This is a genomic window from Moorena sp. SIO4E2, from assembly GCF_010671945.1.
GTDB lineage: Bacteria > Cyanobacteriota > Cyanobacteriia > Cyanobacteriales > Coleofasciculaceae > Moorena > Moorena producens.
Genome location: NZ_JAAHIE010001447.1, coordinates 1 through 1,006, shown reverse-complemented (window position 1 = coordinate 1,006; position 1,006 = coordinate 1). Strand labels below are relative to the sequence as shown.

2 protein-coding genes are annotated in these 1,006 nt (G+C 44.2%); one reads left to right on the top strand and one right to left on the bottom strand.

All coding sequences use genetic code 11. From position 1 onward, the window contains the following. Positions 1-528, top strand: a 528-nt coding sequence (gene msrP / locus F6K37_RS44390; protein ID WP_287257477.1) for a protein-methionine-sulfoxide reductase catalytic subunit MsrP, incomplete at its 5' end; no start/stop codon positions are given. Positions 529-695: 167 nt separating this feature from the next. Here the strand turns inward: msrP and F6K37_RS44385 are convergent. After that, positions 696-1,006: methyltransferase domain-containing protein (locus F6K37_RS44385; protein ID WP_287257476.1), on the bottom strand; the 311-nt coding region annotated here is incomplete at its 5' end.

Genomic DNA, 1,006 nt, shown 5'->3' with positions numbered 1-1,006 from the left:
TGGTCAATGGTGCTACCCTGGATCGGATTTCCCATGAAAGCGCTGATCAAAGCAGTAGAACCTACTTCAGAGGCTAAATTTGTGCGATTTACCTCCTATTATGACCGCAAAATTACTACTGGTCCAGGCATACACCTTGGTTCCTTACCTTGGCCTTATACCGAAAGTTTACGTGTTGAGGAAATGGCTAACGAACTAGCTTTTTTTGCTATTGGTATTTACGGTCATCTATTACCCAAGCAGCATGGTGCTCCTATTCGCATGGTAGTGCCCTGGAAATATGGTTTTAAAGGAGCAAAATCTATAGTCAAAGTCGAGTTTTTAGCTAACCAGCCAGCTACCTACTGGAATACTATTAATTCCTATGAATATGACTTTGAGGCAAATGTTAACCCCAATAAGCCTCACCCCAGATGGTCACAAGCTACAGAAAAATTCATCAGTAGCGGTCCTAACTTATCCTGGGACAAACGACCCACCCTACTTTACAACGGTTATGGGGAATATGTAGGTCAGCTGTATAGTTGAAGGTTATTTGGTTGTTCGCCTTTGGCGATTCGGTGTAGGGTAGACTTAAAAAATTAAGGTTGAAGGTTGAAGGTTGAAGGTTGAAGGTTGAAGGTTGAAGGTTGAAGGTTGAAGGTTGTTGGCCCTTGGCCTTCCCTTCGGGTAGGTTTTTTGGTTACTGTCGGCCTTTACGCTTTCGTAACCTGAATCACCTGTAAACTACCACCTGCGTACAAAGAGCGATCGCATACCTTAAACCCCGCTTCCTCAAGCCCCTTGACCAAGTCAGTCTCCAGTAATTGCCAAGCTGTCTGGGTCTCAAACAACCACATAAATACCGCTAACCCTGGCCAAAACAAAACATTAGTTGGTTTGTGCAAATCCACTAGGGTAAATACTCCTCCTGGTTTAAGCACCCGGTAAACTTCCTGAATAATCTGCTGCAACACCTCAGGGGTCATTTCATGGAGTGCGGCGCTGGTGTGAACTATATCAAATT